Origin of the sequence: Actinomadura fulvescens (assembly GCF_039533225.1) — a bacterium.
GTDB lineage: Bacteria > Actinomycetota > Actinomycetes > Streptosporangiales > Streptosporangiaceae > Spirillospora > Spirillospora fulvescens.
In genome coordinates, this window is record NZ_BAAATD010000004.1 from 1 (window position 1) to 26,604 (window position 26,604).

General features: G+C 71.5%; 24 protein-coding genes. 3 read left to right on the top strand and 21 right to left on the bottom strand.

Features of this window, described 5'->3' with window-relative positions; translation table 11 throughout:
* Window positions 1-123 precede the first annotated feature (123 nt).
* The 10 genes from ABD333_RS15730 to ABD333_RS47830 all read right to left on the bottom strand — a co-directional run bounded on the left by ABD333_RS15730 (window position 124) and on the right by ABD333_RS47830 (window position 9,992).
* Complete coding sequence (locus ABD333_RS15730; protein WP_344541595.1) at window positions 124-1,431, bottom strand: DUF6114 domain-containing protein; 1,308 nt, start codon at window positions 1,429-1,431, stop codon at window positions 124-126.
* Between the two features lie 16 nt (window positions 1,432-1,447).
* Entirely contained in the window at window positions 1,448-2,035 is a 588-nt protein-coding gene (locus tag ABD333_RS15735; protein WP_344541596.1) for a DUF6230 family protein, read from the bottom strand.
* A 270-nt stretch (window positions 2,036-2,305) separates the two neighbouring features.
* Window positions 2,306-2,929, bottom strand: a complete 624-nt coding sequence (locus tag ABD333_RS15740) for a response regulator (RefSeq protein ID WP_344541597.1) — start codon at window positions 2,927-2,929, stop codon at window positions 2,306-2,308.
* Window positions 2,930-3,045: 116 nt separating this feature from the next.
* Window positions 3,046-3,711 (bottom strand): response regulator, encoded by a 666-nt coding sequence (locus ABD333_RS15745; protein ID WP_344541598.1) that lies wholly within the window; start codon window positions 3,709-3,711, stop codon window positions 3,046-3,048.
* Complete coding sequence (locus ABD333_RS15750; RefSeq protein ID WP_344541599.1) at window positions 3,708-5,000, bottom strand: sensor histidine kinase; 1,293 nt, start codon at window positions 4,998-5,000, stop codon at window positions 3,708-3,710. The genes ABD333_RS15745 and ABD333_RS15750 overlap by 4 nt, the downstream gene beginning before the upstream one ends.
* Window positions 5,001-5,115: 115 nt before the next feature.
* Window positions 5,116-6,267 (bottom strand): alpha/beta hydrolase, encoded by a 1,152-nt coding sequence (locus ABD333_RS15755; RefSeq protein WP_344541600.1) that lies wholly within the window; start codon window positions 6,265-6,267, stop codon window positions 5,116-5,118.
* On the bottom strand, window positions 6,264-7,409 hold the full coding sequence (locus ABD333_RS15760; RefSeq protein ID WP_344541601.1) for an alpha/beta hydrolase: 1,146 nt from the start codon (window positions 7,407-7,409) through the stop codon (window positions 6,264-6,266). Before ABD333_RS15760 ends, ABD333_RS15755 begins: the two co-directional genes overlap by 4 nt.
* Before the next feature lie 281 nt (window positions 7,410-7,690).
* Window positions 7,691-8,575: a cytochrome P450 gene (locus ABD333_RS15765; protein ID WP_344541602.1), complete on the bottom strand. Its 885-nt coding sequence runs from the start codon at window positions 8,573-8,575 to the stop codon at window positions 7,691-7,693.
* 107 nt (window positions 8,576-8,682) lie between these two features.
* Entirely contained in the window at window positions 8,683-9,336 is a 654-nt protein-coding gene (locus tag ABD333_RS15770; RefSeq protein WP_344541603.1) for a LuxR C-terminal-related transcriptional regulator, read from the bottom strand.
* Window positions 9,333-9,992 (bottom strand): sensor histidine kinase, encoded by a 660-nt coding sequence (locus ABD333_RS47830; RefSeq protein WP_344541604.1) that lies wholly within the window; start codon window positions 9,990-9,992, stop codon window positions 9,333-9,335. The genes ABD333_RS15770 and ABD333_RS47830 overlap by 4 nt, the downstream gene beginning before the upstream one ends.
* Window positions 9,993-10,316: 324 nt before the next feature.
* Between ABD333_RS47830 and ABD333_RS15780 the strand changes: the two genes are divergently transcribed.
* Both ABD333_RS15780 and ABD333_RS15785 read left to right on the top strand, forming a co-directional pair.
* Entirely contained in the window at window positions 10,317-11,882 is a 1,566-nt protein-coding gene (locus ABD333_RS15780) for an MBL fold metallo-hydrolase (RefSeq protein WP_344541606.1), read from the top strand.
* A gap of 88 nt (window positions 11,883-11,970) precedes the next feature.
* Window positions 11,971-12,177 (top strand): hypothetical protein, encoded by a 207-nt coding sequence (locus tag ABD333_RS15785; protein ID WP_344541608.1) that lies wholly within the window; start codon window positions 11,971-11,973, stop codon window positions 12,175-12,177.
* Window positions 12,178-12,230: 53 nt separating this feature from the next.
* Here ABD333_RS15785 and ABD333_RS15790 read toward each other — a convergent pair whose 3' ends face one another.
* The 9 genes from ABD333_RS15790 to ABD333_RS15830 form a co-directional block, all read right to left on the bottom strand.
* A complete protein-coding gene (locus tag ABD333_RS15790) occupies window positions 12,231-13,145 on the bottom strand; it encodes an alpha-amylase family protein (protein WP_344541610.1) in 915 nt (304 codons plus the stop codon).
* Window positions 13,146-13,174: 29 nt separating this feature from the next.
* The gene (locus ABD333_RS15795) at window positions 13,175-13,966 is read right to left on the bottom strand and encodes a sugar transferase (RefSeq protein WP_344541612.1); all 792 of its coding nucleotides are present in this window, start codon (window positions 13,964-13,966) and stop codon (window positions 13,175-13,177) included.
* A gap of 3 nt (window positions 13,967-13,969) precedes the next feature.
* The gene (locus tag ABD333_RS15800) at window positions 13,970-15,259 is read right to left on the bottom strand and encodes an oligosaccharide flippase family protein (RefSeq protein ID WP_344541614.1); all 1,290 of its coding nucleotides are present in this window, start codon (window positions 15,257-15,259) and stop codon (window positions 13,970-13,972) included.
* Complete coding sequence (locus ABD333_RS15805) at window positions 15,256-16,605, bottom strand: O-antigen ligase family protein (protein WP_344541616.1); 1,350 nt, start codon at window positions 16,603-16,605, stop codon at window positions 15,256-15,258. Before ABD333_RS15805 ends, ABD333_RS15800 begins: the two co-directional genes overlap by 4 nt.
* Entirely contained in the window at window positions 16,602-17,849 is a 1,248-nt protein-coding gene (locus ABD333_RS15810; protein WP_344541618.1) for a glycosyltransferase, read from the bottom strand. Before ABD333_RS15810 ends, ABD333_RS15805 begins: the two co-directional genes overlap by 4 nt.
* An 8-nt stretch (window positions 17,850-17,857) precedes the next feature.
* Complete coding sequence (locus ABD333_RS15815) at window positions 17,858-19,117, bottom strand: SDR family NAD(P)-dependent oxidoreductase (RefSeq protein WP_344541620.1); 1,260 nt, start codon at window positions 19,115-19,117, stop codon at window positions 17,858-17,860.
* 2 nt (window positions 19,118-19,119) lie between these two features.
* Window positions 19,120-20,322, bottom strand: a complete 1,203-nt coding sequence (locus ABD333_RS15820; RefSeq protein WP_344541622.1) for a DegT/DnrJ/EryC1/StrS family aminotransferase — start codon at window positions 20,320-20,322, stop codon at window positions 19,120-19,122.
* 4 nt (window positions 20,323-20,326) lie between these two features.
* Window positions 20,327-21,739 (bottom strand): GumC domain-containing protein, encoded by a 1,413-nt coding sequence (locus tag ABD333_RS15825; RefSeq protein WP_344541624.1) that lies wholly within the window; start codon window positions 21,737-21,739, stop codon window positions 20,327-20,329.
* A gap of 116 nt (window positions 21,740-21,855) precedes the next feature.
* On the bottom strand, window positions 21,856-22,521 hold the full coding sequence (locus ABD333_RS15830; RefSeq protein WP_344541626.1) for a response regulator: 666 nt from the start codon (window positions 22,519-22,521) through the stop codon (window positions 21,856-21,858).
* A 299-nt stretch (window positions 22,522-22,820) separates the two neighbouring features.
* Here ABD333_RS15830 and galE point away from each other — a divergent pair, with 299 nt between their 5' ends.
* The gene (galE, locus tag ABD333_RS15835; RefSeq protein WP_344541627.1) at window positions 22,821-23,831 is read left to right on the top strand and encodes a UDP-glucose 4-epimerase GalE; all 1,011 of its coding nucleotides are present in this window, start codon (window positions 22,821-22,823) and stop codon (window positions 23,829-23,831) included.
* Window positions 23,832-23,846: 15 nt separating this feature from the next.
* Here the strand turns inward: galE and ABD333_RS15840 are convergent, their stop codons facing one another.
* The gene (locus ABD333_RS15840; protein WP_344541629.1) at window positions 23,847-25,409 is read right to left on the bottom strand and encodes an AMP-binding protein; all 1,563 of its coding nucleotides are present in this window, start codon (window positions 25,407-25,409) and stop codon (window positions 23,847-23,849) included.
* The gene (locus ABD333_RS15845) at window positions 25,406-26,587 is read right to left on the bottom strand and encodes a cytochrome P450 (RefSeq protein WP_344541631.1); all 1,182 of its coding nucleotides are present in this window, start codon (window positions 26,585-26,587) and stop codon (window positions 25,406-25,408) included. Before ABD333_RS15845 ends, ABD333_RS15840 begins: the two co-directional genes overlap by 4 nt.
* Between the last annotated feature and the right edge of the window lie 17 nt (window positions 26,588-26,604).

Below are 26,604 nucleotides of genomic sequence, written 5' to 3' on the forward strand. Positions count from 1 at the left end.
CAGGCACGCACCTCGCGGAGTTGTCGTCAGTCGACGGCCAAACCCGGGCCGACTCCCTCCTCCGCCCCCGCGATGCACGCACCTGGACGCCGCTCGCTACGGGCGCCGACTTCGAGACACGCCCTAGGCCCGGATGGCGAGGGCGTCGATCTCCGCGCCGCCGGCCCGTACCGTGGCCTGCTCCGAGACCACGTCCGTCATGACCATGAAGGGCAGCGTCAGTGGCGGCGGCTGGTCGGGGGTGAAGGTCAGCGGGATGCCCAGCAGCTTGGACGACATCTTGGTCGTGTACATCACGACGCCGCCGTTCAGCGTGAGGCTCGGGGTCCTGATCGTGGTCCTGGCGGCCGTCTGGTCGACGTTCTTGAGCACCGCCTTGCTCATGCTGAACTTCAGCGCGCGTACGGTGCCGCTCCGGGTGCCCAGCTCGGCGACGCCGTCATAGCTCAACCCGGACATGGTCAGCGAGCTCGCGCGGAGCGTGGACGGGTCGGTGTACGTCTGGAAGCCGCTGGCGGCCGGCTTGGCCTTGCCGGCTTTCAAACAGGCCTGGGGGTCCGCGGCGCCCTTGAGATCCCGGAGCAGCTTGCCCGCCTCGCTCTGCGAGAGGCCGGAGGTGTCGGCCGGGATCTCCGGGCACTCCTCGGGCTTGCCCGCGGAGGGCTCGGGGCTGGCGGACGCCTCGGGGCTGGTGGGCGCGCCGGGGGTGGCGGACGTGCCGGGAGCGGGGACTCCAGAGGCCGGGGTCTGGGTGGTGGACGGGGTCGGCGAGGGGGACGCCGAGGGGCTCGCGGCAGGCTCCGGAGTGGCCTGCGGCGATGGGGCCGGGTTGAGGAACTGCACGCCGAGCACGGCGGGCAGGAGCGCGGGAGCGGCGAACGCCATCAGCCTCCGGTTGCGCGGAGCCGCGTGGGCCCCACGTCCGCCATTCGGCTGCGGCTGGACGTTCGCCGGTGCCGGTGCCGGTGCCGGTGCCGGTGCCTGCGGCTGCGGGACGGTATCGGCCGGGAAACCCGGCTTCGGGTCGAGGATGTAGCCGTGGACCGTCGTCCGGTCGGTCTCCTCGTCATCCCGCCTGGACGGGAGCGGCGACCAGGCGAACCCCATCGCGCCGCCGGCGAGGCCGAGCAGCAGGCCGAGCAGGAAGCCGCCGAAGTTGGACGTGAGGAACGACGCCAGCGACAGCAGGACGATCAGGATGCCGAAGAAGCTGCGCTGGGCGGGCTGGAACCACAGCAGCACACCGGCCGCGATGAGAAGCGCGCCGATCAGCCAGCTGGCGACGCCGGCCATGCCCTGGTGGATGGTCACCGGCATGGGCGCCAGCGGGATCGCGATGAGCTCGATGCCGCCGAGGACGGCGAACACGCCCCCCCAGAAGGGACGTGTCCGCCTCCACCGGCGGAACCCGTGCGGTTCAGCGTTGGTCATGAATTTCTCAGGGCTCTCAGAAGCACTCGTCGCCGAGCTTCATGGACAGGTCGGCCAGCCTGAACGTGCCGGCGGTGGTCGCCCAGGCGGTCTGCCGGACGTTCGTCAGGTGGATCTCGTCGGCCTGCTGGCCGAACATGCCGGCGGCGCCCTTGCCCGGGCCCTTGTCCAGCGTGCTGGCGTCGCGGCCGATCTCGATGTTCTCGAACACCGCGTCGGCGTCCAGCTGGGCCACGTCCAACGTCAGGTTCCTGGCGGTGACCGGGGTCTTGCCGGTGCCCGCGGTCAGCCGCAGGGTGAACGGGCCGACCTTCACCGACTGGCACATGTTGCGGATGGTGGCGTTCTTGATGCCCGAGACCTGCACGGGGTGCTTGGTGCCGTTGCTCTCGTGGTCGACGCCGCCGTACTGCACGAACCCGGTCCCGTCGAGCGAGTCGGCCTTGACCTTGAAGCTGCTGCCGGAGACGGCGAAGGACGAGGCGATCGTGCCCTGCGCGGTCATGAAGATCAGTGCGCCGGCGCCGAGGGCGGCGGGCGCGGTGATCGCCGCGAGCCGTTTCCAGCGCACCCGGCCGAGGGGGGCCTCGGGGGTCTTGCTCATGTGCACTCCAGGGGAGGAACGTCCGAAACGGACACAGGTGACTCCCGTCACTTACGTGACGATCTGGAGCGAAGTTACCTCCAAGTACTTACTTGCGCAAAACCGAAAACAACACCGGTCGATAACGATCTTGAGCCGCTGACCTGCGGAGATGTTCGATGGAACGTCAATAGGCTGGATTGAGGACGTCCCAAAACCCGCTACGCACAGTAATGATCAATCAACGCCCGAGCTCGCATCGCGGGAGGGGCTCCGGGGATCAGAGGCCGTTCAGGTGCCGGCCGTGAGGGCGTCGAGGGTGCCGCGGAGCTCGGCCGCGTGCTCCTCCAGCCGGTCGAGCGAGTCGCTGGGCACATCCGGCGGCGTCTCGGCGCGCACCCGTGCCAGATCGTCCTCCATCAGCGCGATCCGCTGGTGGAGGATCTTGAGTAGTTCCTCGCAGGACGGCAGGCCGGTGTCCTCGGCGATGGCGTGGCGCAGTGCCGCGGCCTGCCGGTGCAGCTGCAGGTTGCGCTGGTGCAGCTCGACGAAGACCGACACCTTGGCGCGCAGCAGCCACGGGTCGAACGGTTTGGTGAGGTAGTCGACGGCGCCCGCCTCGTAGCCGCGGAACGCCTGGTCGCCGCCCGAGCCGGCGGCGGTGAGAAAGATGATCGGGACCTCGCGGGTCCGGGCCCTGCCCTTGATGTGCCCGGCCGTCTCGAACCCGTCCATGTCGGGCATCACGACGTCCAGCAGGATCAGCGCGAAGTCGTCCCGCAGCAGTTCCCGCAGGGCCTCGTGGCCCGAAGTGGCGGGAACCACGGTGACGGGCAACGAATCGAGTACGGCGGTGAGCGCCACAAGGTTCTCCTCACGGTCGTCGACCGCGAGGACCTTCGTGTTGTGCGGCACCGAGCTCCTCCTCTCGCTGCCGTCGGCCGATGTTCGGATACCACCCTGTCATGGCCTTGCCGTCCGTGACAGCAAATTCTCGCAGAGTCACGGCATTTGCGCGCAGGGTGAGAGTTTCAGGACAGCCAGCCCGGCTTGACGAGCCCGGACTCGTAGGCGAAGACGACCAGCTGCGCCCGGTCCCGGGCGCCGAGCTTCACCATCGTCCTGCTGACGTGGGTCTTGGCGGTCGCGGGACTGACCACCAGCCGGGCCGCGATCTCCTCGTTGGTCAGCCCCTCGCCGACGAGGGTCATGACCTCGCGTTCGCGCTCGGTGAGCGCGTTGAGCCGCGGCGACGGCGCCGGTTCCTTGGCACGGGTGGCGAACTCGGAGATCAGCCGCCTGGTGACGCTGGGCGACAGCAGCGCGTCGCCCGCCGCGACGGCCCGGACGGCGTGGATCAGCTCGACCGGCTCGGTGTCCTTGACCAGGAACCCGCCGGCGCCGCCGCGCAGGGCCTCGAAGACGTACTCGTCCAGCTCGAACGTGGTGAGGATGACGATGCGCACGCCGTTCAGGCGTTCGTCGGCGGCGATCTGCCGGGTCGCGCTGAGCCCGTCCAGGCCCGGCATCCGGATGTCCATGAGGATCACGTCCGGGCGCAGCCGGCGGGCCTGCGCCACGGCCTCCTCGCCGTCGCTCGCCTCCCCGACCACCTCGATGTCGGCCTGGGCGTCCAGCAGCGCCCGGAACCCGGCGCGGACGAGGATCTGGTCGTCGGCCAGCAGGACCTTGATCATTGTGCTTCCCTCTCGGGCTCGTCCGTGGTCGGCAGCGTCGCTCGCACGCGGAACCCGCCGCCCGGCCGGGGCCCGGCGGTGAACGAACCGCCCAGCGCCGTGGCCCGCTCGCGCATGCCGCGGATGCCGCTGCCGGTGCCCGCGTGGTCGTCCAGCAAGGAGACGCCTCGCCCGTCGTCGTCGACCTGTACGGAGATCTCGTGCTCACCGTAGGCGATCCGGACCTCGGCCGTCACCGGTCCGGAACCGGCATGGCGGCTGACGTTGGTGAGCGACTCCTGCACGATCCGGTACGCCGCCAGATCGGCCCCGGCGGGCAGCGGACGCGGGTCGCCCTCGGTCTTGGCCGTCACCGGCAGCCCGGCGTTGCGGGCCCGGTCGAGCAGTTCCTCCAGCCGCGACAGCCCGGCGGTGGGGGAGCGCGGCGCGCTCTCGCCCTCGGCCCGCAGCGCGCCGATCACCGAGCGCATCTCGGTGAGCGCCTCCTTGCTGGCCTCCTTGATCGCCGCCAGCGCGGTCCTGGCCTGCTGCGGGTCGTCGTCCATCAGATGCAGCGCGACCCCGGCCTGCACGTTGATCATCGAGATGTTGTGGGCGAGGACGTCGTGCAGCTCGCGGGCCATCCGCAGCCGTTCCTCGCTGGCCTGGCGCCGGGCCTCCTCCGCCCGCGTCCGGGCCCGTTCGGCCAGCTGGGTACTCCGCATCCGGACCAGCTCGGCACCGGTGAGCACCACCAGCGCCCAGCCGACCACCATCGTCGAGTCGACCAGGTTGGGCGTGGCCGCGTCCACCGGGTCGCCCTTCCCGTCGAACAGCCAGAGGACGGCCAGCATCCCCGCGAGCGTCCCGAACGTGCCCGCCCACGCCAGCAGCCGGTGCCCTGCCACGACCGCCCCGACCATCGCCACGCACAACGACAGGTAGACCGGCCCGGGGGTGTAGCCGCGCAGCCCGTAGAACGCCGTGATGGCCCCGACCGCGACGAGCGTCTCCCGCGGGTAACGGCGGCGGAGCAACAGCAGCACGGGCCCGGCGATCAGCAGCATGATCCCCAGCTCGTCCAGGAGCGTGATGTCGCGAGCCGCGTCCGCGGCTCCCGTGCCGCCGCCGCCCCCTCCAGGGCTGGGTCTGTCCTGCCACCAGGCCGGGCCGTGCCGCTCCGCCTTCTGCCCCCGCTGCGCGCCGAACGAGCCGACGATCTGGATCGGCAGGATCAGCAGCGGCACGACCCAGACCGGCCATTCGGCGGGCCTCGGCCAGTGCGGGCGGTGGGACGGCGAGGTGCTCATTCCTGCACGCTAGGCCAACGATCCCCGGCGCGGCGTCGGCTCAGGGGCGCGTTCTCGCATACTCCCGAAGGCGTACACCGAATCGGATTCGCTGCCCGTTTCGCCGTTCGTCTCACTACTCGGCCCGCAGATGGCGGGCCATCCAGTCCGTCACCTGGTGAACGTGGTCGCGCCAGCCCCTGAGGGTCTCCGGGGTGACCGCGAGTACCCGCTGCTCGGCCGTCATGGGAGGGCGGGCGAGCTTCACGAACTGGGCGGCCTGCTGTGCCGTCCTCGGATCGGCCTTGCCCGCCGCGGCGAGGAACGAGATCGGTGGCGCGGGCAGGTTCTTGAGCCGCCACAACAGATCGTTGTCCTGCTGGTAGGCCTTGCTGCCGCCGTAGTACGGGCCCTGCGCGGGCATGAACACCCCAGAGACGCTCGCAGCCGCGGCGAAGCGGTCGGAACGCAGCATGGCCAGCCGGGCCGCGCACTGGCCGCTCGCGCCGAATCCGGCGATTCCCCATCCCTGGCGTGTCTGGGGCAGCCGATAGGTGTCGCTGAGCGCCACGGGTAGATCCTGGGCGAAGAAGGTCTCGGCGCGGCCTCCACGCTGTCCCGGTACGTCTAGGCAAGCGGTCGGCCGTTCAGACCCGGCGGGCGGCCGCTTCGCCGGGGAGAGGCCCTCCGGTGAACGGATCATCACGGAGACCATCGGGGCCGCGGCGCCGCCGCGGGGCAGCCGGGCCTGGTCGATCCAGGCCAGCCGGTCGTCGGACGGCGCGCCGGACATGAAGATCGTGACCGGCAGCCGCCGGGCCGCGTACTCCGGCTTGAAGTACTCCGGCGGGAGGTGGACGTACGCCTCGCCGCGCAGGCCGCTGCGCGCACCCGTGATCTCCAGGCGGTCGACCTGGCCGTCCTTGGCCGGATCGTGCGGCCGGTCACGGCGCGCCGGCCCGAGGCCGGTCGTGGTCCGCCGTACGAGCGACGCCGGGTCCGCCTCGCCCCTGCTCTGCTGCACCCGCTCGACGTGCACGTTCACCCGGTCGCCGCCGAGCAGGTCCTTCCAGGTGGCGTAGAAGACGAAGTACCGGTTGGAGATCAGCACGATCGCCGCCGTCAGCAGCACCTGGCAGGTCAGCAGCAGGCCGGTGCGGGCCAGCAGCGGCCGCACGCCGCCCCGGGTGAGCCGTGGCCACCGCCGCACCGCCAGCACGCAGGCGGACGCGGCCAGCAGGCACACCGGGAGGATCAGTCCCGCGCCCGTGGGCTCCAGCGAGATCACCGGGCTTCTCCTCGCAGCCGTGCGCTCAGCCATTCGATGGTCGGCGGGATGTACTTGCGGAACGTCTTGAAGTTGTGGCCGCCGGTGGGCAGCAGCACCTTGTCGACCAGCAGCGGCGGGCGCGCCGTCCGCATGAACGCCGTCGCCTGCGGATAGGTCTTCTCGCCGATGGCGGCCGAGGCCACCAGGACGGAGACCGGCGGCTGGGGCAGGTTGCGCAGGCGCCAGAGCAGGTCGTTGTCCTGCCGCAGCTGCTTGCTGCGGTCATAGAGCTGCCGTGTCGTGGTGTCGAGGATCGCGCGGAAGTGCCCGGCCAGGCTGGCCGCGGCGGTGAACCGGTCGGAGTGCAGCATCGCCAGCTTGACGGCGCAGTATCCGCCCGCGGAGTAGCCCGCGACGCCCCAGCCTTGGCGGGACCGCGCCGCGCGGTAGGTGTCGGAGATCGCCTCGGGCACGTCCTGGGCGAAGAACGTCTCGACCTTGGGGCCGCCCGGCACGTCCGCGCACTCGGTGTCCCAGCCCGGTTCGACCGTCGGCCGCATCATCACGTAGATCATCGGCTGGATCCGGCCCGCCGCCCGCTGCCGCACGACCTCCTCCGGAAGGCGGCCCTTCTCGATCCAGGTGAGCCGGTCGCGGGAGGGATAGCCGGCGATGAAGAGCGCGACCGGGAAACGCTTCGTCGCGTGCTCTGGCTGGAAGTACTCCGGCGGCAGGTAGACGTACGCCTCGGTGCGGACGCCGCTCCGCACGCCGTGTATCTCCAGGTGCTGCACCTGCCCGTCCCGGCCGGGCTTGGCGCCGTCGCGCGGGCCGAGCTTGGCCTGCACCGTCCTGACCACCCGGGTGGCGGCGGCGGCGTCCGCGCCGGAGCCCGCCGGCGGGTGCTGCCGCACCTGGGCGTCACCGCCCGCCGCGCCGATCAGGTCGCTCCAGGTGCCGTAGAAGAGGTAGTAGCCGTTCACCCCGACCAGCAGCGTCAGGATGATCATCAGCTGCCCGGCGGCCAGCAGCCCCGCCCGCATCGCCGTGGTCCTGAGCCCCGCGTCCGCCAGCCTCGGCCAGGCCCGGACCGTGCCCGCCAGGCAGGCGATGGTGATCAAGGAGAGCAGCCCGAGCAGCCCCCCGCTCGTCAGTCCCAAAACCCGCACTCCTCGTCCGATCCGACCCCGTCCCCGACGGCCGGGCGCACCGCTCGGCTGATCGACGCCGGCTGACATCAAGAACTCAGCCGGCGTTCAGGAGAGTTCCAGCGAACGTGCGGCGAACGGTCACCAACCTATGGGCGGGATGTCGCCAGAACGTCATCGGGACGTCCGGGTCCTGTCACAGAGGGCGCCTGATCTCGTTGTGCGCCCTGTGATGTGAGGTACGTCTCGTACGCCGCGCGGGGATCAGGTGGCCGGAAGCGGACGCCGGACGATCAGCCGGACGACCAGCGCAGCGGCAGCCTCTCGAACCCGTGCCGGGTGGTCGAACGGAGCCGGACTGGCTCGCCGGCGAGTTCCAGGCGGCCGGGGCGTTCGAGGATCGCGGCGACCATCGCCCGCAGGTGCACGCGCGCGAGGTGGCCGCCGAGGCAGGCTCGCGTGCCGTGGCCGAAGCTCAGATGCCGCTCGCTCCCGGTCATGAACCGTTCGGGAAGGAAGCGTCCCGGATGGGCGAAGACCTCGTCGTCGTGGTTGGCCGCGGTCAGCCACAGCGCCAGCTGCTCCCCGGCCCGCAGCGGCACGCCGCCCATCGTCGTGTCGCGCCGGACGAGCCGCCGGACCTGCGGCACCGGAGTCCACCAGCGCAACATCTCCTCGACCGCGCTGTCGACGAACGCCTCGTCGCCGCGGCCCGCACGCAGCCGTGCGTACTCCTCGGGATGGCGGAGCAACGCGTACGCGCCACCGGCCATGGTGTTGCGCAACGTTTCCGGCATCTCGTGGAGGACGTCCGTGATGAGGTCGATGCTCTCGCGCCCTATCCGGCTCAGCAGGGCCCGGGCGGGCGGGTCCAGGTCGATCGTCATGTCGGCGGCGGTCCCGTGCTCGGACTCCGGACCACCCGTGACCGGCCCGTGCACCGTTTCCAGCGGAATGGGAGAGAACAGCTCGGGCCGGGACAGCGCGCGGCGCACGTCGGCATACCTCAGCACCGCCCACGATCCCGGCTCGTTCCCGAAGCGCCCGTCCAGCCACACCACCGGCGTCCTGCCGCGCAGGCGGTCGAGGCAGTCGTACGGCACGCCTCGCGCGTAGGTGTCGGGGCAGTTGAGGATCTCGGCGTCGGAGATGGGCAGCGCGCCTCGCCGTTGAGGCATGAAGACCTCCTCTTCCTATGCGGAAGTTAACGCGTCCCGGCCGTGCCCTCCACGTCCGGATTCGGTCGTGGCGGGCGGGCAACTCCCCCGATCTCCCAGACGTCGGATCAGCCGACCAGCCATTCGCCGGTCTCCACGCTCACCAGCCCGTGCCGCGCGGCCTCGATGACGGCCTCGCGCTGCGAGTGCACGCCGAGCTTGCTCAGCACGCTCTGCACGTGGCTGCGCGCGGTGCTGCGGGTGACGCCCATCGCCTTGGCGAGCGCCTGCGTGGACTCGCCGCGGGCGAGCCGGGTGAGGACCTCCCGTTCACGAGGGGTGAGGAACTGCGCGACCTTCTGTGCCTGGCTGCGCGGCCGGACGTCCGGGGCGTCCCGGCGGGTGCCCTGGTCGATCACCACTTCACCGCCGGCGACCCGCCGCAGCACGGTCAGGATGTCGCCGGCCTGCTGGCCCTTGTGCGTGAACCCGCGGACGCCCGCGGCGAGACCGGCGTCCAGGACCTCCTGCTCCAGGTAACCGGTCAGCACCACGAACATCGTCTCGGGCGCGGCGGCGCGCAGCCGCGGCATCCATTCCAGCACCGTGCCGCCGGGGAAGTGCAGATCGATCAGGCAGACGTCGGCCCGCCTGCCGCGCAGCACGGGGAGCAGGTCGCCGGGGGAGTAGGCCACCCCGACGACGACGTGCCCCGCGTCGGCGAGGACCAGTGACAACGAGTCGGCGAACACCGCGTGGTCGTCACAGACGATGACCCTCACGGATGAGGCCGCCAGTCGTCGACAGGCGGGGCTGAGGGCAACAGCAGGCGCACGCGCGCCCCGCCCAGCTCACAGGTGCGGATCTCCAGGCTCCCCCCGTAGCCGGAGACGAGGTCGTGCACGATGCCCAGCCCCAGCGAGGCCAGCCCTCCCGCGCCCGCGCCGAATCCCGGGCCGTCGTCGTCGACCTGGATGGTGACCCAGCCCTGGTCGACGCTGACACGGACGTCGACCCGGCCCGCGGCGACCCGGCAGGCGTTGTCGAGAACGTTGCGAAGCGCCCGCCAGAGCGCCACCGGGTCCATGTGCGCCCAGGCCTCGGTGCCCTCGAAGTCCAGCGCGTGCGAGGTGGCGAGGCGCATGCCCGTGACGACCTCGGCGGTGAGGTCGTCCACCCGGATGCGTTCCGGGCAGACCATCGGCTGGGTGGTGATGTCGTCGTCGTTGTCCTCGTCGAGCTGGCGGATCAGATGGTCGAGCCACCGGGTCTCGCCGAGCAGCTGCTCGATGCGCTCGCGGCTGCCGGGGCCGATGTCGTCGGCGACCACCACCGCCGACGCGAGCATGATGATCGTTCCGAGTTCGTGCCTGATGTCGTGCCGTAGCCGCCGCCTCCACAGGGCCGAGTCTCCAGGCTCGGGTTCCCGTGGGCTCACCTCAGTGAACGTCGCGGCGTATTCGGGCGTGTCCGTCGGCGAGGACCGAGACTGCCCGTCGTTCATGGAGGACCCCCCGTCCCTAATACCAGCACCAGGATGACCGTCACCTGAAATGCCATCTCTGTCCAGACAATTGACCGCAACCGACCAAGCTGTGACCGGAAGTGGACATGGTCGAGTTGGGGTAAACCCTCCTCTTTGTCGGGGCGTCCGAGCCAGGTTTGTCAGTTTCGCTTCCGCCATTTCTTTCATACCTACGGCGTAGCGACCTTGCGCATTCCGGCGGGTGCGAACACCATGCCCGGGGGCGACAGTCTTGCTATGCCGATGGTCACTTTTCTCGGACACGCCGGGCTGGCGGTCACCGGGAGCACGTTCCGCCTGCTCGCCGATCCCTGGCTCGCTCCAACGGGCGCCTTCCTCGGCGCATGGCACCAGTACCCGAGAAACGATCATCTCGACGTTCCCGCGGTGCTCGACGCCGACTGGATCGCCGTGTCGCACGAACACCTAGATCATTTCGACCCCTGGGTCATCGCGCGCCTTCCCGAACGGACCAGAATCCTCATTCCGGGGTATCCCGGTCCTGCCTTCCGGGAACGCATACGGGAGGCCGCGGCGGGCCGTCAGGTAATCGAGATACCGGCCTGGGAGAAATTCCCGCTCGACAATCACGGATCCTGGATCACCACGATTCCTGAGTTGTCTCCGATGTGTCATGATGCCGCATTTCTGGTGGTGGTCGACGGCCGTGCCATCCTGCACTGCAACGACGCCCGGCTGACCGCGGCGCAGGCCCGCCGCGCCAAACACCAGGCCGGCGGGCGGCTCGACATCATGGCCCTGCAGACCGCGGGCGCCTCGTGGCATCCGATCTGCTATGAGTATCCGCCGGAGGAGATGGCCAAAATCTCCATGGACAAGCGCATGGCCAAGCTCCGCGCCGCCCAGCGGCTCGTCCGGCAGACCGCGCCCGAACTCGCGGTGCCGTTCGCCGGACCGCCCTGCTTCCTCGGCGAGGAGGTCGAGCATCTCAACTGGGTGCTCGACCAGGACGGCGGCGCGTTCTGCGACGCGTCGGTCGCCACCCGATGGCTGCGCGAACACCTGCCGGCCCAGCGCTGGGAGTACTTCAAGCCGGGCGACGCCATCGACCTGGACACCGGTGAGATCACGCTCGATCCGACCTCGGCCGGGTTCGCCTTCGACGACGCCGCGCGGCCAGACTACCTCGCCCGCTACGCCGCCGACCGCGCCGCGCACCTCGACCGGGTCCTCGCCGAGCACCCCGAGCCCGACGCCGGGCTGTTCGACCGCTTCGCCGCCCACTTCACCTACCTGGGCGGCCTCAGCGACTACTTCGTGCGCCACATCGGCATGGTGGTCCGCTTCGAGATCACCGGGCCGAACGGCGGTGTCTGGGACGTCGACTTCGCACCGGACGGGCTCACGGTCCGCGAGGCCCGCCGGAGCACCCGGCCGCACTACCGGATCACCACGGCGGGCCGCTGGGTGGACGGCGTTCTCAGGGGCGCGCTCGCCTGGGAGGATCTGCTCATCTCGTTCCGGGTCAGCCTCTACCGCGACCCCGATGTCTACAACGACTACCTGGTCGGCCTCCTCAAGCACGCCAACGCGCCCGCGCTCCAGGCCGTCGAGGCGTACGAGACGGGGCGCGACGAGTCTGAACGCATCGTGGTGGAGTCGGCAGGCCATTCCTACGACATCCCGCGTTACTGCCCGCACGCGGGTGAGGACCTGTCGGTGGGCGCCGTCATCCAGAACGGGCGGCTGCACTGCCTCGCGCACAACTTCGCCTACGACCTGGCCACGGGCGTATGCGTCAACGCCCGGTCGGCCAACCTGACCAGCCGCCTGCTCGCCTGAGTCCAAGGTCACCCCGGCCGCCCCCGCCGGCTCCGTTCCCGGTAAGGTTTGCCACTGCTGGAACGGTTCCGGGGGGAGTTGTCAGGGGATGGCGCGCAAGAAGGCCGCGTTGGTGACCGCGCTGGCGAACGCGGCCGCGAAGATGGACTCACTGAACACGCCGAAGCGGATCGGCGTGCTGATAGCCGCGTTCGTCGTGGTGGTCGGGCTGCTCGAAGTGGCCGCGTTGCAACTGGGCCACCTGGAGCTTCCGCCGCTCGGCGGCGACGACACGGGCACCGCCGTCGGCCGCTGACGCACACGGCCGCTGACGCACGGCCGTTGACGTACGCGCCTGTCGGCGTGAGGTCACTTCGCGTTGTGCTCCTTGAGGAGCGTCTGCAGGTCCGGGCGTCCGTTCCGGCCATCGGCGTCGGCGAGCGTGGGACAGGCCCACTCGCCCTGGTGGCCCCACGAGTACGCGATGTCGAGCGGCGGACGCGGAACGAGCCGGTCCCAGCGCCGCAGCAGCTGCCGGAACTGGTCCGCCGTCGGAAGCCAGTAATTCCGCGGGCCTTTCGAGCATTCAGTGCCGAACGCCTGGAACACCGGCACGATCACGCGGCGCGGGATGCCCGCCTCGTCGGCCATGCGCACCATGCGGTCGATCGCGTCGACGTTGCACTCCGCGCGGGCCGTCGCGGCGCCCTTGCAGGGATAGGGATCGAGGCCGACGAGATCGACGTTGACCTTCTTCGGCGTGACCGGCTTCATCGGGAAGTCGGTGAGCGAGATGAACGTGACCTGCCCGGGGGCATGCCGCCGCACGTAGTCGGCGCGGCGGCGGATGTCTCCGGCGATCTTGGGGCAGGTGCCCGGGTCGGGCTCGTCCGACAGATACCAGCCGTACACCTTGGGGTGGCCGCTGTACTTGCGGACGGCCGCGGTGAACGCGTCGTACGGCAGCTCGAACGCGTCGCACTGGAAGTTGCCGACCCACAGCAGCGCCCGCATCCCCGCCGGCAGGGCGGCGAGCCCGCCGTCGTCGGGCTTGACGTCGGCGAGGTCGTAGCCGAGTCGCCTGAGCCGCGGGTAGTCGCCCGGCGTGGTGTTGAGCGCGATGTGCAGGGTCGTGCCGGGGGTGGCATCGGCCGCGCCCGGGCTGGCGAGCGGCCCGCGATAGGGCTCGTACGGGTCGGACGCGCTGCGCTGTACGTACACGAGGAAGCCCGCTACGAGCACGAACGTGGCGACCACGGCCGAGATCTTGAAGCGGATGTCCATCGACGATGTCCTTCCCCGAGTCGAGAGCGTCAGGCGGCCGAGCCGGGTTCCTCCCTCGGTTGCGTCTCGGCCGTGCGCGGCTGCGCGGACCGGCCGGTCCCGGCGCCCTCCGCCGTCACCAGAAGCGGCGGGACCTTGAAGCCGAGCACGTGCCGCACGGTGTCCCAGAGCGCCCGGAACGTGGCGCGCATCGACGGGTCGCCGAGATAGCACGCGTCGATCTGGACCCGGGCCGGGACGATCCGTTCGATGTAGTTGACGAGGTCGACCTCCTCACCCGGCGGGAGCACGTCGAAGTCGCGGAAGCGCACCTCCGAGACGCCGGTGAGCCCCGGCCGGTGGTCGAAGATCCAGCGGCAGCGCGCGTCGTAGTGCACGGCCAGGTCGTAGGTCTCGGGCCGCGGGCCGACCAGCGTCATGTGCCCGCGCAGCACGTTCACCAGCTGGGGCAGCTCGTCCAGCGACCATTCCCGCATCACCTTGCCGACCCTGGTCAGCCGAGGGTCGCAGGTGGCGGTGACGGTCAGCCCGCCGACGCCCTCCCGCATCGTGCGGAACTTGTACATGACGAACGGCCGTCCGCCCTGCCCGACCCGCGTCTGCCTGAAGACGCCGGGGCCGGGGCTGGTCAGCCGTACGAGCAGGTAGAGGCAGAGCAACGGGATGCTCAGCAGCACCAGACCGGCGAGCGCCCCGGCGATGTCGAGGACCCGGCGGCCCGTGGAGGGCGCGATGCCGTCCGACGGGTCGATGGAACGGCTCTCCAGCTTGCCGGGGGGTCCGGGCTCGCCGGCGGGCTCGAATTCCTTCTCGGCGGACATGCTTCACCCCTTCTTGTCGGGGAGGCGCGCGACATGGAAGAACCACGCGAGCAACGCGGCCGTGGTGGCGACGAAGGAGAGCGCGGTGGCGAGCGCGGCGCCCTCGGCCTCGAACGCCGGGATCAGGAACACACCGGAGACGACGACCACGACGAGGCCGATCGCCTGCCCGGTGGAGGCGGCGCCGGGCCTGCCGACGCCGTACAGGTACGCCATGACCAGCCCGGTGACGCCGAAGGTGACGACGCCCGCGAGCCGGATGTAGGTGGGCATCACCGCGTCGTCGAAGACGTCGCCGAACACCCACGGCAGCGCCGTCCCGGCGATGGCCGCCAGCGGCAGCGCCGCCAGCACGGACACGGCGAACGCGGGGAGGAGGAGCTTGCGGGTGCGGCGTGTGGCCTCCGCCCGGCTCTCCTTGGCGAAGTCGGGATACAGGACGTAGTTGACCGCCAGCCCGGGCAGTTGCACCAGCTCGGCGAACTTGCTGGCGACCGTGTAGACGCCCAGCACCTTCGGGCCCGCGAGCGCGCCGAGGAGCGCCATGTCGAAGCGCAGTTGCAGCAGGTCGATGAGCTGGCCGAGGTAGCCGCGCAGGCCGTAGCCGGAGATGGTCCGGGCCAGCCGCAGGTCTGGGCGGCCCCATCCGGCGAAGAATCCGCGCCGGGCCAGCCGTACCGCGATCCAGGCGGCCGCGGCCACGTCCGCGAGCACCAGCCCGGTGATCAGCGCGCCCGGGCCGTACCAGCCGAGCAGGATCACCAGATAGATCGGCAGGAAGACGAACTCCTCGACCGCGATCGCCAGGCTCGCGCCGCGCAGGTCGTCGGTGCCCTGCAGCAGTCCCTTGCCGACCGAGACGAAACCCTGGGTGAACGCGGGGACCGTCGCGGCGAGCGCCACCCAGTAGCCGAACGACGTGAAGAACCCCAGATAGATCAACGGGCTCAGGGCCAGCCAGGACAGCCCGCCGACCAGCGCCCCCACGACGGTCAGCCAGGCCAGCGTGGGCCGGACCCGGGACTGGTCGTGCTCCTTGCCCGCGAGGAAGTACGGCGCCGCGGCGGGCAGGCCGGCGTTGGACAGATGGCAGAGCAGCCCCGGCAGGATCCGGACGAGCGTGAACGCGCCGACCAGGGCCGGCCCGCCGATCCGGGCGACCATGACGGTCGCGATGCCGAGCGAGGCCAGCGCGCCCACGCGGCCGGCCATGTTCCCCGCCATCAGCCCGACGAGCCGGCCGGTGATCGTCCGTGCCGGCGCCTCGACCGGGGGAGTCCGCGTGCCGGTCATGCGGCGTCCCTCCTCCGGCCGAAGAGAGCGAGCGCGGCGATCAGCCCGAAGAACGCCCAGCCATGGCGGTAGTGCAGGGTCTCGTAGAAGAGCCCGGAGATCAGGAACACCGCGACCAGCGCGCCGAAGAGCTCCGGCCTCGGCACCAGGCGCGCGTACGCGGGCGTGAGCGCGTCGCGCCGGGCGACGCGCGTGCACGTGAGCAGCAGCACGAAGACGAGCACGATCAATGCGGCGCCGCCGAGGAAGCCGCGTTCGAGCACGGCCGCGATGTAGTCGTTGTGCGCCTCGCGGACGTAGGTCTCCTGGCCCGCGAGCATCGCCTTCTCGGTGTGACCCGGGCCGATGCCCCACGGATGCGGCTGCTCCTCCAGCATCCGAATCGTGGTGCCGAAGACCGTGCTGCGCGACTCGGTGCTCTCGCCGGTGGTCCGGCCGATCGAGTCGCGCAGGATGGGCGAGGCCGCGCTGGCCCGGTCGAGCAGCGGCTGGACGTCGACCACCGAGAGCAGGGCCACGCCGCCGCCGCCGAGGAACACGACGAGCGTGCCGGTCGCGAGCGCCTGGTGCACCCTGCCCTCCCGGAACAGCCGGAAGAGATGGCCGAGCACGATCGCGCAGCCGAGCGCCAGCGCGCCGCCGTTGGAGCCGGTGAGCACCTCGGCGACGAGAAGGATCCCGCAGACCGCGTACCGGTGGGCGTTCTTGTCGGGGAACCGGCACGCGCGCGAGATGAAGAAGACGCAGATGAACCAGTTCGAGGCGTAGTTGGCGTCGCCGAACGTGAACATCGCCCGTTCGCCGTCCACCTGCTTGCCCGACAGCGTGTCGTTCCCGATCACGAAGCCGAAGATCATCACCAGCGCGTAGAGCGTGCCGATCCAGACCCACGCCCTGATGGCGACGCGCAGCAGCGCCGGGTCGCGGCCGAGGTTGGCGAGACTCACCGCCCACAGCAGCACGAACAGATCCTTGACCAGCGTCAGCGCGCCGGCGCCCTCGTTGGCGATCGAGGCGATGCCGCCCGCGATGATCGTCATCAGGGTGGGGATGAGGAACGGCCAGCGAATCGGCTGCCGGCGCGAGCCCGCCCACAGCAGCACGACCACCGTCACCACGATCAGCGCGGCGTCCGGCAGGCCGGTGTTGCCCGGCCCCGGGCCCATCCCGAACGGCATCAGCATCGGCAGCGACGCGATGCCGAGCACCGTGACGATCGCGGCTAGCGACCTGCGCCGCCGCAGCTCCGGCGCGGGTGCGGCCGTCTCGGTCGCGGCCGGCCGTGGCGGTGCCGGCGGTGCGGCCCGCGGAGCCTTGGTGGTCGGCGGCATCATCTCTCCGATCACTTCCGGTACGGCCGCTCTGAGCTCCCCCGATAGGTGTCGTCGAGCACGCCGCCGAGGTACTGCGGCGAGAACCAGTCACCGACCCGGTCACGGGCACGTTCGGCCATCCGGGCGGCCGTCGCCGGGTTGTCGAGCAGATGCGCGATCGCCCGGGCCAGCTGCGCGGTGTCCTGCGGCGGTACGAGCAGGCCCGTCTCTCCGGCGAGCACGAGGTCCTGGTTGGACGGCACGGCGGTCGCGATCAGCGGGATGCCCGCGCTGATCGCCTCGACCAGCACGCACGGCAGGCCCTCCCAGCGGCTGGCCATCGCCATGAGGTCGAACGCCGGGAGCACGTCGGCGACGTCGTCGCGGTGGCCGAGCCAGCGCATCCGGTCACCGACGCCGAGCTTCGCCGTCAGCCCGGCGAGCTCGCCGGCCATCGGCCCGCCGCCGACCCACAACCCGAACACGTCGTCCGGCAGGTCGGCCAGCGCCCGGACGAAGATCTCCGGGCCCTTCTGGAACGTGAGCCGCCCGACCGAGCCGACGACCTTCACGCCGAGCGGCAGGTCGAGGCGGCGGCGTGCCTGCGCGCGCGAGCCGGGCACGGTCGCGTAGGCGGAGGTGTCGACGGCCGGCCAGGACAGGCGTACCCGTTCCGGCGTCGTCAGGCCGAGGCGCAGGGCGGTGGTGATGGTCTCCGAGCCGATCGCCAGGAAGGCGTCGGTGTGCTTGGCCGCGACGCGTTCCAGGGCGATGTAGGCGCGGCGCCGCGCCCACGACTGGAACTCGTTGAAGGGGAAGCCGTGCCAGGTGTGCACGATCCGCGGGACTCCCGCGCGCGCCGCCGCGACCCGGCCGATGACGCCGCCCTTGGCGCTGTGGGTGTGCACCACGTCGTACCGGCCCTCGGCCAGGACGTGGGTGAGCGTGCGCAGGGCGGCCAGGTCGTCGCGCGGCGAGATCTGCGGAACGAGGGGCCGCACCTGGACGATCTCCATCCCGGCCGCGTGCGCGTGCGGGGTGAGGTCGCCCGCGGCCGCGTTGGCCACCGCCTCGTCCCCGTACAGCACCTTTCCGTCGCCACGCCCGTCGCCGGCGGACTCGCCGGCCTTGCTGTCGATGCCGACGCCACCGGTGATGACGGCGCGTTCGTAGGCTCCGGACGGCAGGGCGAGGGCGCCGTTCAGCGCCACCTGGCCGGCGCCGCCGTTGAACCGCGTGATCACGGTGGCCACTCTGAGCTTGCGGCTTGGACTCATGGAGCACCTCACAGGCCGGGCGGATCGGGGCTGCAGCCCGCGTCGCAGAGCGGCGTCTCGCCGCCCGGCTCACGCTGGGGGCGCGGGCGTCGCACGGGGTGGTACTCGGGGAGCAGCCGCCGCAGCAGCAGGCGCACCTCGTCGTCGTCGCCTCCGCGGGCGGCGTCGCAGAGGGCGTCGAGCAACTGCGGGAGCCCGGCGGGGGGCGGTGCGGGCCGGGTGGCCCAGATCTTCGGATGCGCGGTGCGAATGCGCCGCTCGGAGTCGGCGAACGTCTTCTCGGCGAGCTTCTCGCCCGGACCCAGCCCGCTGAACCGGATCGTCACCTCGGGCAGCCGGAGCTGCTCGGCGTAGCGGTGCACGAGCTCGATCACCGGGACGGGGCTGCCCATGTCGAGCACGAACGTCTCGGCCTCCTCGGCGAGCGCGGCGGCCTCCAACAGCAGCCCGGCGGCCTCGGTGACGGTCATGAAGTGGCGGGCCACCTCCGGATGGGTGATCGTGACGACCTCGTGCGAGGAGATGCGGTGCGCGAGCGTGCTCAGCAGCGCTCCCGGCTCGCCGATGACGTTGCCGATCCGCACGGCGGCGAAGCAGGTCGGGCCGCCGATCGCACCCTGCGTGAGCAGCTCGCCGAGCCGCATCGTGGCGCCGAGCACCGACGTCGGGTCGGCCGCCTTGTCGGACGAGACGAAGACCATGCGCGCCACCCCGTGCAGGACGGAGGCGTCCACGACGTGGCGGGTCCCGAGCACGTTCGCGGTGACGCCTCGGGACGGGCGCAGCTCCACCTTGGCCAGCTCGTTCTGCCCGGCGGTGTGGAACACCAGCTCGGGACGGGCGGCACGGAAGACGTCGTCGACGGCGTCGCGCTCGCTCACGTCGGTCTCGGCGAGCATGACGCGCTCCGCGTCGAGCGTGCCGGTCATCTCCTGGCCGAGGTGGCGGAGCCGCGCGCCGTCCCGGTCGACGAGGCAGAGCGCGGCCGGGTCGAGGTTCTTGACCTGGTGGCAGAAGGCCGAGCCGACCGTGCCACAGGCGCCGGTCACCAGAACGCGCCTGCCCGCGACGAGCCGGTGGCCGCGCCGCCCGGCCAGCACCACCTCGTCCCGGCCCATCAGCAGGGCCAGCGGGCTCGCTTCGGCGGGCGGCGCCGGGCCGGTGGGCTCACCCGCGCGGCGAAGCCGCCACGGGGGGCGTGAGGGGCCGTCTGCGCCCGGGCGGTACAGCGGGCGGTACAGCGGGCGGCGCCGCGGGAATCTGGGCACGGTCAGCCTCGGGTCCGCAGGGCCTCGGTGATCGCGGCGATGACGCGGTCCTGGGCGGCGGCGGACAGGCCGGGGTAGAGCGGCAGCGAGAGCAGTTCGGCGGCCACCTGATCGGTGACCGGAACCGCCGCGCACTCCTCGGCGCCGAGGATCCTCTGGTAGGCGGTCATGTGGTTGGCCGGAATGAAGTGCACCGACGTTCCCACGCCCGCCGTCTCCAGCTCGGCGATGATCGCGTCCCGGTCCGGCACGCGCACCTGGTAGAGATGCCAGGCGTGCTGGACGCCGTCGAGCTCGCGCTGGGGGAGCGTCAGGCCGGGCAGGCCGGCCATGGCCGCGTCGTAGCGGGCGACGAGCTCGCCGCGTTCCTTCTGCCAGCCGGGCAGGGCGGCGAGCTGGGCCCTCCCGATGGCCGCCTGGACGTCGGTCATGTTGGCCTTGAGCCCGACGTTCTTCACGTCGTAGCGCCAGCTGCCGCCGGGCAGGTAACGGCGCCACGAGTCCTTGCTCATGCCGTGCAGCCGCATGGACCTGACCCGGTCGGCGAGGGCATGGTCGCACGTGGCGACCGCTCCGCCCTCGCCGATCGGCAGGTTCTTGGTGGCGTAGAAGCTGAAGCAGGCCGCGAACGAGCGGGCGCCGACGGGAACACCGTCGCGGGCCGCGCCGGGCCCGTGCGCCGCGTCCTCGATCACCCTCGTGCGGTCCAGGCCCGCCGCCTCGGTGAGCGCCGCGACGTCCACCGGGTAGCCGCCCTGGTTCTGGGTGATCATCGCGGCGGGCGCGGTGCGGGCGGCGGCCGCCGCGACCGTCGCCGGGCTCGCGACGAGCGTGCCGGCGTCGATGTCGACCAGGACGGGCCGGTGACCGGCGTGCAGGATCGCGTTGACCGCCCCGCAGAACGTCAGGCTCGGCGTGAGCACCGCCGAACCCGGCGGCAGGTCCATCGCGCGCAGGCAGAGCTCCAGCGCGGCGGTGCAGGAGGCGACCGCGACGACGTGGGCCGCGCCCAGGTGGCCGGCGAAGTCCTGCTCGAACGCGGCGGTCTGCGGGCCGGTGGTGATCCAGCCGGAGCCGAGCACCTTGGCGACGGCGTCGGGCACGTCGCCGGCCACGGTCGGGACGGCGAACGGGATCGTGGCGCGCTCGGCCCTGTCTGCGGTGCCGTCAGTGGCGGTGTCGGTGGCGGCGCTGTCGGTGGTCATGCGGCTACCCCTTCCTCTTGCGTGCCGTGGCGGCGAGCCCGAGCAGCGGCCAGCCGGACGCGGTGATCAGATCGCGGACCGAGTCCAGGCCCGTCAGCAGGGTCACCGGCCCGGCGACCGCGACCACGCCGACCTCGTCGTCGGCCCCCGGATCGAGGTCCTCGAAGGCGTGCACGTGACAGACGGCGCGCACCGGAATCCGCATCGGCTGCGTCAGCTCGCTGGTCGAGGCGGCCTCACTGCCGGACGACCTGGGCTTGAGCGCCGTGCTGCTGCCGGCCCGGACGACCGAGGTGCCGGCCGGCGAGGGGGAACCCTCGTCCTTGGCGTCGCCGCTCTTGTCCTTGCCCGCGTCCTTGACCTGGCCGTTCGCCGCCGCCTTGGAGCTGCCGTCGTCGCTCTCCGGGAGGGCCGTCGTGACGGCCGTCGTGACGAGTTTGGTGTCGTCGCCGTACACCGCGGCGGCCACCTTGGAGACCAGCTCGGGGGGCAGCGGCTCCGTGCCGGTCGTCACCAGCGTCACCTGGGTGACCCCGGCACGCCTGGCGGCCAGGCGGATGCGGCGGCCGAGGTCGGCCAGTTCGGAGTCGGTGCGGTCGGCCCAGCCCAGCAGCGGTACGCCGAGCCGCCTGGCCACCCGGCGCTGGCCCGGGATCGTGGGCCGGAACATCTCGGTCACCACCGCGACGAGGATGCCGAAGATCAGCCCGACCAGCCCGGCGATGGCCGACATCATGACCACCGGGTTGGAGCGCGGCGCCAGGACGGCGGGCTGCACGACCGAGGCGGTCCCGGAGGCCGACAGCTGGGTGCGCAGGTCGGTGCGGCTGGAACGCAGGTCGGCCAGCTCGGCCTGGACGCGTTCGCGTTCGTTGGCCGCGCCGATGTCGGGCCGCGGCACGGCTCCGGCCTCGCGCGACAGCGGCCCGAGACGCTTCTCCAACTGCCGGATGCGCTTGTCGAGCTCCAGGAGCTGGCGGGTGATCGCACCCTGGTTGGACTCGTTGATCTCGGCGACGACGGCGGTGCCGATGGCGTCGGTGAGCGCCCGCGCCACGGTGGCGTCGGCGTCCTTGACCGACAGCTCGACCACCGTCGACGTGCCCAGGCCGGCGACCTCGATCCGCTTGGCGAGCCCGACCGGGTCGCGGGTCACGTTCTGCGCCCCCGTCACCCGCAGCAGCAGGGTGTGGCTGGTGGCGAACGCCTTGACCTGGCTCACCACGATGCTCACGCCCGCGTCCCCGGGCGCCGCGTCGGTGGCGCGGCTGCTGGCCTGGATGCGGGACTTGGCGACGTGCGGCGGCTCCTTGCCGCTCATCACGAACCCCACGAGCAGCAGCGGGAGCACCGTCATGATCAGCAGGACCGCCCAGTAGCTGCGGATGACGCGCGCCGCGACCTCGTCGATCTCCACGATCTTCCCTCCGGCTGCCCTGGGGTTGGCCCGAGCGTAGGAAGGGCTCGCGGAGATCGAATCGCCCATCGAGACGATGGCCCGCTACGTCGTTTGCATCACGGCGCCGGGCTCTCCTACTCGCGGCGGCCCGGACGCATACCGGCCCGCATCGCGAGTGTGATCGCTTCCAGGGCCGAGTGCATGTCGAGCTTGGCCAGCAGGTTCTGGGTGTGCGTGCGGACGGTGTTGGCCGACAGGCCGAGCCGGTCGGCGATCTCCACGCGGTTGAGGCCGTCGACCATGCACTGCAGCACCTCGCGTTCGCGCGGCGTGAGGTCGGCCAGCAACTGGGCGCCGCCGTTCGGCTCGGGGGCGTCGTCCATGAGCCGCCGCAGGACGTCGCCGAGCACTTCGGGCGGGATCCAGCCGCCCCGCCGGGCCGCGCCGCGGATGACCTGCGACACCAGGTCGGCGCTCTCGGTCTTGGACAGCCAGCCGACCGCGCCGCGCCGGATGGCCTGCACGATCGCGTTCACGTCGCTCATCGCGGTGAGGACCACCACCCGCACGTCCGGATGGTGCTCGCGGACCCGGTCGAGCACGTCCAGCCCGTTCTCGGGACCCAGGGTCAGATCGAGGACGATCACGTGCGGCCGTTCGGTCGCGGTGAGCGCGAGGGCACGCCGTACGTCGGCGGCGACCGGCAGGATCACGAGGTCGGGTTCGCGCCCGAGGCGGGCGGACAGCGCCTCGGCGAACAGTGCGTGATCGTCCACGATGAGGACGCGGATGAGCTGCATGGACACGACGATGGCGGGTTCGCGTCCGGAACGGATCCCCCAAACGCTGTACGTCGTGGCCCGAAAACAGACCACCTGGGTGGTGGCCGAATCCACCGGCCTGGTGCGTCCGTAATTCCGGCGCGGCATGCCGTGCACCTCACGCCCGACGAACCACACGCGGACGCCCGGTGCCGGGCGCCGGTTGACGCGAGTCCGGAGCCGGTCAGCCGGACGACGCGGCGTTGACCGTCCACCACGGGCTGTTGATCCTGTGCGTACGGATTCAGGGGAGCTCAACGGATTGCAGGGGAAACACCGTGAAAGTCCTGATCACTGGGGGTGCCGGGTTCATCGGCAGCACGATCGCCTCGGCGTTCGCCGAGCGCGGGGTCACCCCCGTCGTGCTCGACAGCCTCGTCACCGGCCGGCCCGAATTCACCGAGGGAAAGATCTTCTACCAGGGCGACATCGCGAACGGAGACCTGGTCGACCAGATCTTCCGCGACCACCCCGACATCACCGTCACCGTGCACTGCGCGGCGCTCATCGTCGTGCCCGACTCCATGACCGATCCACTGCGGTACTACCGGGTCAACCTGACCAAGACGCTCGAACTGGCCGGGCACCTGCACCGCAATTCCTGCGACCGGATGATCTTCGCGTCCACGGCCGGAATGTACCGGCCCGAGCCCGACCTGTCGGTGACCGAGGAGTCCGGCCTGGAGCCGCAGAACCCCTACACGCGTTCCAAGATGATGGCCGAGCTGATGCTCGGGGACCTCGCGGCGGCGTACGGCCTGCGGGTCATCTCCCTGCGCTACCTCAACCCCATCGGCGCCGATCCTCAGTTGCGCACCGGCCTGCAGAACAGCAAGCCCACGCACGCGCTCGGCAAGATGATCGAGGCGTACCGGCTGGGCGTCCCGTTCAAGATCACCGGGGTGGACTGGGACACCCGCGACGGCACCGCGATCCGCGACTACATCCACGTCTGGGACATCGCCCGCGCGTTCTACGAGGCCGCGAGCCGTTTCGACGCCATCGTGCCGCCGCTCGGGCCGGGCCGGCAGCGGGCCTACCAGGTCATCAACCTGGGCACCGGAGACGGCACGACCGTACGGGAGCTGGTCACCGCCTTCCGGGACGTCGTCGGCGACGGCTTCCTGGCCGAGGACGCCCCGGCCCGTCCCGGTGACGTGGTCGGCGCCTTCGTCAACCCGGCCAAGGCCCGCGACCTGCTCGGCTGGAAGCCGGAGTACACGATCGCGGACGCCATCCGGCACTCCCTGCTCTGGGCCGAACGGCGCCGCGAAGTCGACGTCGCGTAGTTCAGGGCGTGCAGCTCAGGTCGTCGACGCCGCGTGGTCCCGTGCCCAGGCGTAGTCGGGCTTGCCCACGGGCGTACGCCGGACCGATTCCACGAAGACGAAGGTACGCGGCACCTTGTAACCCGCGAGTCGTTCCCGGCAGTGATCGGTCAGTCGTTCCGCACTGCCGGGGACGTCGGTCGCCACGACCGCCGTCACCCGCCGGCCGAGGCGTTCGTCGGGAAGCCCGACCACGATCGCGTCGGTCACGGCCGGGTGCGCGCGCAGGACCGTCTCGACCTCCTCCGCGAACACCTTCTCGCCCCCGGTGTTGATGATGAGCGAGCCGCGGCCGAGGAGGGTGACCGTGCCGTCCGCCTCGACGCGGGCGTGATCGCCCTGGAGCGCCCAGCGCCGCCCGTCGGGACCGGTGGCGAACGTCGCGGCGGTCTTGCCCGGGTCGTTCCAGTAACCGATGGGGATGTGACCGGTGCGCGCGACGATGCCCTCTTCGCCCGGCGCTACGGGCTTGAAGTCCGGGCCGAGAACGGCGAACTCCGGGCCGAGCTGGAAACGCCCGTCACCGACCGCCGTGCCCATCGCACCGGTCTCGGAGCCGCCGAGGTTGTCGGAGACGTACGCGCCCGGTACGGCGGCGAGCAGGCGTTCCCTGACGCCGGACGAGAGCGGGGCGCCGCCGGAGCCGAACGCGAAGACCTCCAGGCCCTCGTACGCGCCGGTGGCCAGCTCGTCCGCGATCGGCCTGCCCATGCCGTCGCCGACGAGCATGAGGATCTGCGAGCGCTCCCGTACGGCCAGCTCCAGTGCCGGGCGCGCGGCGAAGTGGCGGCCGGTCCACAACACCACGGTGCCGCCGGTCGTGAGCGTGATCCAGGTTATCCACTGGCCGCCGCCGTGCATGAGCGGCGCGTGTACCTGGGCGCGCAGGGGGTCACGGTCCGCGCAGGCCGCGAGCTGTTCTGGAGCGGTGACCGGATCGCCGCCGAAGTTCCCGCCGCCCATCGCCGCGACGAAGATGTCCTCGCACCGCCAGAGCACGCCCTTGGGAAGCCCGGTGGTGCCGCCGGTGTAGAGCAGGTACGGGTCGTCGGACGAACGTTCGCCGGACGGCCGTTCGGGCGAGGCCGCCCCCAGCGCCGTCTCGTAGTCGCCGTCGATGGTCAGGACATGCCGCAGCAAGGGGAGGCGGTCGCGGTCGACGGCGGGCAGCAGGTCGCGTTCGGCGACCAGCGCGACGCATTCGGAGTCGCCGAGCAGATGCGCCAGCTCATCGGCGACATAGCGGTAGTTGACGTTCACGGGCGCGGCGCGCAGCTTGAAGCACGCGATCATCGATTCGAGCCACTCGGCGCGGTTGCGGGCCAGGATGCCCACGTGATCGCCGGGCCCGACGCCGGCCGCCGCCGCCAGATGACGGGCGACGCGGTCGGCCCGTTCGTCCAGCTCGGCGTAGGTCAACCGGACCTCGGCCGGGCCGGTGTCGTCGCCCGAGGCGACGAGCGCGAGCCGGTCCGGGCACGCGTCCGCCACCACCTCGAACAGGTCCGCCAGGTTGAACGAGCGTGCCGGTGCCGTCATGTGCGGCTCCGCCGGGTCAGGGTGAGGGGGAACGAGCTCACGCCGCGGAAGAAGGCGTTGCGGAAGAAGCGCGGCCCCTCGGCGTCGGCCCGTTCGGCGCCGCCGACGCGGGCGAGGTACTCCTCGAAGAAGATCCTCAGTTCCAGTCGCGCGAGCGAGGCGCCGAGGCAGAAGTGGGCGCCCAGGCCGAACGCGATGTGGTCGCCCGGCGTACGCGTCACGTCGAACGTGCCGGGCGCGTCGAAGACCGTCTCGTCGCGGTTGGCGGAGCCGTACATCAGCAGCACCTGCTCGCCCGCCGGGATGGTCACGCCGTGCAGCTCGGTGTCGTGCCTCGGCACGCGGCACATGTTGAGGATGGGCGTCGTCCAGCGGATGAACTCCTCCACCGCGCCCGGGACGAGCGAGGGGTCGTCGCGCAGCAGCCGCGCCTGGTCCGGATGCTCGATGAGCGCGTCGATCGCCGTGGCGATGACCGTCCGGGTCGTCTCGGCGCCGCCGACGAGCAGCAGCAGCGCCTCGTGCGCGAGGTGCTCGTCGTCGTAGGCGGGCTGGCCCGGCCCCACGTTCGACCAGATGGACAGCAGGTCGTCGGTCGGGCAGGCGCGGCGTTCCTTCGCCATCTCCAGCACCGCGAGCGCGAACTCGCCGGCCGCGATCGTCGCGGCGTCGGTGATGTAGCGGCGTCCGCCGCCCGCGAGCCCCGCCGTCTCCGACCAGTGCACGATCTTCGGCCAGGCGTCCTCCGGGAAGCCCAGCAGCCAGCCGATGACGCGGGCGGGCAGCGGCGCGGCGAGCCCGGCGATCGCGTCGAGCGTGCCCTTCTCCAGCGCCGTGTCGATGCAGTCGATCGCGGTGGCGCGGATCCTGTCCTCGTAGCGGGACACGCCGCGCGGGGTGAAACGGTCGTAGACCAGACGGCGCCGGCGCATGTGCTCGGGATCGTCGTAGCCGATCATGGAGGGGTCGGAGGGGAGCTGCGGCCGGTAGCCTCCGGCATTGCTCCACAGCCTGGCGTCGCGTTCGATCGCGAAGACGTCGGCGTGCCGGGAGATCCCGTACAGGCCGTTGTCCGCGTCGTGGTAGACGGGCGCCTCGGCGCGCAGCCGCGCGTACACGGCCCACGGGTCGGTCGCGTACATGTCACCGTCGAGAAGGTCCACCTTGAGGTCGGTCATCAGCGTGCTCCCAGCAT

Excerpts from the sequence above, each read along its gene's own strand:
- ABD333_RS15730 (WP_344541595.1), bottom strand. The coding sequence starts at position 1,431 with ATGACCAACGCTGAACCGCACGGGTTCCGCCGGTGGAGGCGGACACGT.
- ABD333_RS15735 (WP_344541596.1), bottom strand. The coding sequence starts at position 2,035 with ATGAGCAAGACCCCCGAGGCCCCCCTCGGCCGGGTGCGCTGGAAACGG.
- ABD333_RS15745 (WP_344541598.1), bottom strand. The coding sequence starts at position 3,711 with ATGATCAAGGTCCTGCTGGCCGACGACCAGATCCTCGTCCGCGCCGGG.
- ABD333_RS15750 (WP_344541599.1), bottom strand. The coding sequence starts at position 5,000 with ATGAGCACCTCGCCGTCCCACCGCCCGCACTGGCCGAGGCCCGCCGAA.
- ABD333_RS15765 (WP_344541602.1), bottom strand. The coding sequence starts at position 8,575 with ATGCCTCAACGGCGAGGCGCGCTGCCCATCTCCGACGCCGAGATCCTC.
- ABD333_RS15780 (WP_344541606.1), top strand. The coding sequence starts at position 10,317 with ATGCCGATGGTCACTTTTCTCGGACACGCCGGGCTGGCGGTCACCGGG.
- ABD333_RS15785 (WP_344541608.1), top strand. The coding sequence starts at position 11,971 with ATGGCGCGCAAGAAGGCCGCGTTGGTGACCGCGCTGGCGAACGCGGCC.
- ABD333_RS15790 (WP_344541610.1), bottom strand. The coding sequence starts at position 13,145 with ATGGACATCCGCTTCAAGATCTCGGCCGTGGTCGCCACGTTCGTGCTC.
- ABD333_RS15795 (WP_344541612.1), bottom strand. The coding sequence starts at position 13,966 with ATGTCCGCCGAGAAGGAATTCGAGCCCGCCGGCGAGCCCGGACCCCCC.
- ABD333_RS15800 (WP_344541614.1), bottom strand. The coding sequence starts at position 15,259 with ATGACCGGCACGCGGACTCCCCCGGTCGAGGCGCCGGCACGGACGATC.
- ABD333_RS15810 (WP_344541618.1), bottom strand. The coding sequence starts at position 17,849 with ATGAGTCCAAGCCGCAAGCTCAGAGTGGCCACCGTGATCACGCGGTTC.
- ABD333_RS15820 (WP_344541622.1), bottom strand. The coding sequence starts at position 20,322 with ATGACCACCGACAGCGCCGCCACCGACACCGCCACTGACGGCACCGCA.
- ABD333_RS15830 (WP_344541626.1), bottom strand. The coding sequence starts at position 22,521 with ATGCAGCTCATCCGCGTCCTCATCGTGGACGATCACGCACTGTTCGCC.
- ABD333_RS15840 (WP_344541629.1), bottom strand. The coding sequence starts at position 25,409 with ATGACGGCACCGGCACGCTCGTTCAACCTGGCGGACCTGTTCGAGGTG.
- ABD333_RS15845 (WP_344541631.1), bottom strand. The coding sequence starts at position 26,587 with ATGACCGACCTCAAGGTGGACCTTCTCGACGGTGACATGTACGCGACC.